Genomic DNA, 4,668 nt, shown 5'->3' with positions numbered 1-4,668 from the left:
AAGGGCTGACGATGGACGCTGCGCAGTTCCGTACCGACTTCCCCGAGTTTTCCGATACGACCAAGTACCCGGATTCGGCCATCACCATGTGGCTGACCGTGGCGGGGCTGTCCCTGCCGTCTGATCGGTGGGGGTCGCTGCTCGACCTCGGGACGGAGCTGTTCATCGCGCATCACCTGGTCATCGGTGCGCGCGACCAAGCCGCGTCGACCAATGGCGGCGTGCCGGGTGCTGTTCAAGGCCCGGTCGCCTCCAAGTCGGTGGACAAAGTCTCCGTGTCCTACGACACCGGAGCTACGACCATCGAGAAAGGCGATTTCTGGAACAGCACCACCTACGGCATCCGGTTCCTGCGCATGGCGCACATGGCCGGCGCGGGTGGCATCCAGCTGTGAAGGACGGCGTCGAGATCACTGCCGACCACTTGCAGGACGTGGTGAAGGCCATTCACCGGCTGACAGGGCAGGAGATTCTTGTCGGGGTGCCGCAGGCGAATACTGAGCGGCGCAACGACGACAACACCTCGATCACCAATGCGGAGATCGGGTACCTCATGGAAACCGGCTCGCCGGCCATGAACCTACCGCCCCGCCCCTTCCTCGTTCCGGGGGTGGAGGCGGTACAGAAGGACGTGACCAAGCAGCTAGAAAAGGCTGCGCACGCGGCTCTGGACGGCACGCAAGACCAAGTCGACCGCTCCTTTCATGCTGCCGGCATGGTGGCGCAGAACGGCGTTCGAAAGCAGATCAACGACGGCGACTTTGCCCCGCTGGCCGAGGCGACCTTGGCCGCTCGCCGGGCTCGGGGCCGAACGGGCACCAAGCCATTGATCGACACGGGGCAGCTGCGCAACAGCGTCACCTACGTGATCCGCGACAAGGATTAACCCATGCCCCTGCTCGACGTGTCCGAAGTCCTGCTAGACCCGGACTTCGCGGATTCGCTCGTCTGCACGCGGCAGAGCCAGACCGTGGGCAATGACGGGATGGCGGTCAACACGACCACAGACACCGACTTTGTCGGCGTGGTCACGGCGGCCAGCGGCAACAACCTTGTGCGGACGCCCGAGGGCGCCTACACCAAGGGCGACATCTGCATCATCACGACCTATCGCCTGCGGGCCAGTGCCACGGGCGACGGCATGGCCGACGTGGTGACCTGGAACGGCACCCGCTACACCGTGACGCAAGTCAACGACTACTCGCGCTATGGCTCCGGTTTCGTCTGGGCCGTGGCGGACATCATCCCGCTCGGGGGCTAAGCATGGCGAACACTTCGGCGACCGGCGGCTACCTGTCGCCGAGCGGCGCCGTGCCCGTCGAAGATGCGGCGCTCGATGCGGTGCTGCAACAGGCGATTGCGGGGATCACGGGGCTTCCTGGCGCCATGGTCCGCCCACGCTGGCAGCCGACCGTACCCAAGCAGCCCGAGCCGACCGCGAACTGGTGCGCGCTAGGTGTTACCCGAACCGGCCCCGCCGACTTCCCGGCCATCGAGCATGACGGCACGGGCGACGGCCAAAGCACGCTGCACCGGCACGAGGAATTCGACGCGCTGGTGAGCTTCTACGGCCCGGCCGCCAGTGGCTATGCCAAGACCCTGCGCGATGGCCTGTACCTCGCGCAGAACCGCGAAACCCTGCAAGCGGCAGGGATCGACCTGATCGGTACCAGCGACCAGACCGCTGCGCCGGACCTGATCAACCAGCAGTGGGTGCGTCGCTACGACGTGACCCTGTCTTTCCGGCGCCATGTGGCGCGCACCTACCCGGTCCTGAACCTGCTGTCCGCTGACCCGGCGCTCGTCACCGACGCACAGCCCAGCCCCAACCCTTGATGGAGAACTACCCATGTCTCAGGGTCTTTCTGTAAGCGATGTCGTCAACGTCCAGGTGGTGATGTCGCCCCTGGCGGCGGCTGTGCGCAACTTCGGCGCGCTGCTGATCCTCGGCGACTCCAGTGTTATCGACACCGACGAGCGGATTCGCGAGTACAGCACGCTGGACGCGGTTGCCGATGACTTCGGCAGCTCGGCCACGGAGTACAAGGCTGCCGCCCTGTTCTTCGGCCAGTCGCCGCAGCCGTCCGTCGTCTACGTCGGCAAGTGGGCGCAAGCTGCCACCGCAGGCCGCTTGCTGGGCGGCGCGCTGAGCACGGCTGAGCAGGTCGTGACCAACTTCAGCGGCATTGCCGATGGCGCCATGGACATCTCCGTGGACGGCACGGCCAAGAGCCTGTCCGCGCTTGACTTCACCGGCGTGACCAACCTCAACGGCGTCGCCTCGGTCATCACCACGGCCTTTGCGGGTGCCGCCTCGGTGGTGTGGGACAGCGTCTACAGCCGCTTTGTGGTCACCAGCACCACGACCGGCACGACCTCGGCGGTCAGCTTCGCCACCGCCCCCGCTACGGGTACGGACGTCTCCGCGCTGCTGGGCCTGACCTCGGCCGATGGTGGCCGCGTGGTCGCCGGCATCGCTGCCGAGACGCTGGTGGCTGGCGTGCAGGCGCTGGCGAACAAGTCCAACGACTGGTACGGCCTCTATGTCGCCGCCGCTTCGGCCCCGGGCGACAGCGATGTTCTGGCGGTGGCCGAGTACGTCGAGGGTGCCAGCCCGTCGCGCATCTACGGTGTCACCACGCAGGCTTCCGCCGTGCTGGATTCGGCGCAGACGACCGACATCGCCAGCCAGCTCAAGGCACTCAAGTACAAGCGCACCTTCGTCCAGTACAGCAGCTCCAGCCCCTATGCCGCCGCGTCGCTGTTCGGCCGGGCCTTCACGGTCGACTTCACCGCCAACAACACGGTCATCACCCTGAAGTTCAAGCAGGAGCCGGGTGTCGCGGCCGAGACCCTGACCGAGAGCCAGGCGGCTGCGCTGAAGGCAAAGAACTGCAATGTGTTCGTGGCCTACAACAACGACACGGCCATCGTGAAGGAAGGCGTGATGGTCAATGGCTACTTCTTCGACGAGGTGCATGGCACCGACTGGCTGCAGAACGATCTCCAGACGGCGGTCTACAACCTGCTCTACACCAGTCCGACGAAGATCCCGCAGACCGATGCCGGCGTTAATCAAGTGGTCACCGAGGTTGACAAGCGACTGGATAAATCAGTCACCAACGGCCTGGTCGCCCCGGGTGTGTGGAATGCCCCGGGCTTCGGCGCCCTTTCGCAGGGCCAGACCTTGGCGAAGGGCTACTACACCTACGCCTCTCCGGTGGCCGACCAGTCGCAAGCCGACCGTGAAGCCCGCAAGGCACCCGCGATGCAAGTTGCAATCAAGCTGGCGGGCGCCGTGCACTTCGCCGGCATCGTCGTGAACGTCAACCGCTGACACGAGGGATAACCCATGAGCACGGGTAAGACTTACAGTTTCCTCAACATCCAGGCCGCCATCACGGGCCCGGGCGGCAACTTCAACCTCGGCAACGGCGCGGGTGCGGCAGAAGAAGGCATCACCATCGAGCCGGCGGGCGACAAGAGCACCATGACCATCGGCGCGGACGGTGCAGGCATGCATAGCCTGCACGCCGACAAGTCCGGCACGGTCACGGTTCGCCTGCTCAAGACCTCGCCGCAGAACGCCAAGCTACAGGCCATGTACGACCTGCAAACGGCCGACTCGCGCCTGCACGGCCAGAACGTCATCACCATCACCAACACCGGGAGCAACGACAACATCGGCTGCCGTGGCGTGGCGTTCAAGAAGGCCCCCACCATCGCGTATGCGAAGGATGGGGCGATGATGGAGTGGACGTTCGACGCCATTGCGATCGACCGCCTGCTGGGCACGTACTGAGGTAGTCCATGAGCGAGTTCGAGATCAACGGGCAGCAGTACCGGGCGGCGAAGCTGGATGCGTTCAAGCAGTTTCATGTCTCGCGTCGCCTTGCTCCGGTGCTGAGCGGGCTGGCAGGAACGGTGGAGGACGGCGCGGCCGACTTCTCCGCTTTCCTCCAGCCCATCGCGGAGGCTGTGGCGCGTATGTCCGATGCCGACTGCGACTTCATCCTCGACGCCTGCCTCGCCTCGGTTCAGAGGCAGCAGGGCACGTCCTGGTCATTCATCTATGCCGGCGCCAAGCAGGCACTCATGTTCGACGACATCGACATGGCGGTGATGCTCCAGATCGCCGCAAAGGTGATTCAGGAGAACCTTGGCGGTTTTTTTCTCGACAGCGTCGCCAACCTGAAGGCCAGCACCAGTCCAGCCGCGTGAAGTGGGCCAGCCTCCCCGGCGGGGAGGATTGGCTGCTGCGCCCCGTGGTGCGCGGCCTGTGCCGCTACGAAAGCCTGAAAGACGGCACGCTCGATCTCGAAGACATCGCCCTGATGAACGACACGCTTGACGTGGTCGCCATCAATGAACGCCTCGCATCCGGAGTGAAGCCATGAGCACCAGCGTGATCCGGGAGTTCCTGGTCCGCCTCGGCTACAAGGTCGACTCGACCGGCGAGCGCAAGTTCATCGACGGCGTCAAGCACGTCACCGAGGAAACGCAGAAGCTCGGGCTTGCGGCTGCGGCTGCGGCGACAGCGGTTGCAGCGGCCGTCACGAAGATGGCGAGCAACCTGGAAGACCTGTATTTCATGTCGCAGCGCACTGGCGCCTCGGCACAGAACATCAAGGCCATCGGGTTTGCCGCCAGCCAGATGGGCTCCAGCGT

General features: G+C 65.0%; 9 protein-coding genes. All 9 read left to right on the top strand.

Features of this window, described 5'->3' with window-relative positions; all coding sequences use genetic code 11:
* Positions 1-395 (top strand): DUF4054 domain-containing protein (locus VFH59_RS05495; protein ID WP_325163881.1); only part of this gene is annotated, 395 nt, incomplete at its 5' end.
* Complete coding sequence (locus VFH59_RS05490; RefSeq protein WP_325163880.1) at positions 392-886, top strand: hypothetical protein; 495 nt, start codon at positions 392-394, stop codon at positions 884-886. The genes VFH59_RS05495 and VFH59_RS05490, both read left to right, overlap by 4 nt.
* A 3-nt stretch (positions 887-889) precedes the next feature.
* A complete protein-coding gene (locus tag VFH59_RS05485; RefSeq protein WP_325163879.1) occupies positions 890-1,261 on the top strand; it encodes a hypothetical protein in 372 nt (123 codons plus the stop codon).
* A gap of 2 nt (positions 1,262-1,263) precedes the next feature.
* The gene (locus VFH59_RS05480; protein ID WP_325163878.1) at positions 1,264-1,836 is read left to right on the top strand and encodes a phage neck terminator protein; all 573 of its coding nucleotides are present in this window, start codon (positions 1,264-1,266) and stop codon (positions 1,834-1,836) included.
* A gap of 13 nt (positions 1,837-1,849) precedes the next feature.
* Complete coding sequence (locus VFH59_RS05475; RefSeq protein ID WP_325163877.1) at positions 1,850-3,337, top strand: DUF3383 domain-containing protein; 1,488 nt, start codon at positions 1,850-1,852, stop codon at positions 3,335-3,337.
* Positions 3,338-3,352: 15 nt separating this feature from the next.
* Positions 3,353-3,802 carry a phage structural protein gene (locus VFH59_RS05470; protein WP_325163876.1) on the top strand — a complete coding sequence of 150 codons (450 nt, stop codon included), beginning with the start codon at positions 3,353-3,355 and terminating at the stop codon, positions 3,800-3,802.
* An 8-nt stretch (positions 3,803-3,810) separates the two neighbouring features.
* Positions 3,811-4,221 carry a phage tail assembly chaperone gene (locus tag VFH59_RS05465; RefSeq protein ID WP_325163875.1) on the top strand — a complete coding sequence of 137 codons (411 nt, stop codon included), beginning with the start codon at positions 3,811-3,813 and terminating at the stop codon, positions 4,219-4,221.
* Positions 4,218-4,397, top strand: coding sequence for a DUF6889 family protein (locus VFH59_RS05460; RefSeq protein WP_325163874.1), 180 nt, complete (start codon positions 4,218-4,220; stop codon positions 4,395-4,397). The genes VFH59_RS05465 and VFH59_RS05460 overlap by 4 nt, the downstream gene beginning before the upstream one ends.
* Positions 4,394-4,668, top strand: a 275-nt coding sequence (locus VFH59_RS05455) for a hypothetical protein (protein ID WP_325163873.1), incomplete at its 3' end; no start/stop codon positions are given. The genes VFH59_RS05460 and VFH59_RS05455, both read left to right, overlap by 4 nt.

The sequence above is a fragment of the Frateuria sp. genome, from assembly GCF_035695185.1.
Classification (GTDB): domain Bacteria; phylum Pseudomonadota; class Gammaproteobacteria; order Xanthomonadales; family Rhodanobacteraceae; genus Frateuria_A.
The sequence above is the reverse complement of the archived record's forward strand: the minus strand, read 5'-3'. Positions and strand labels throughout refer to the sequence as shown.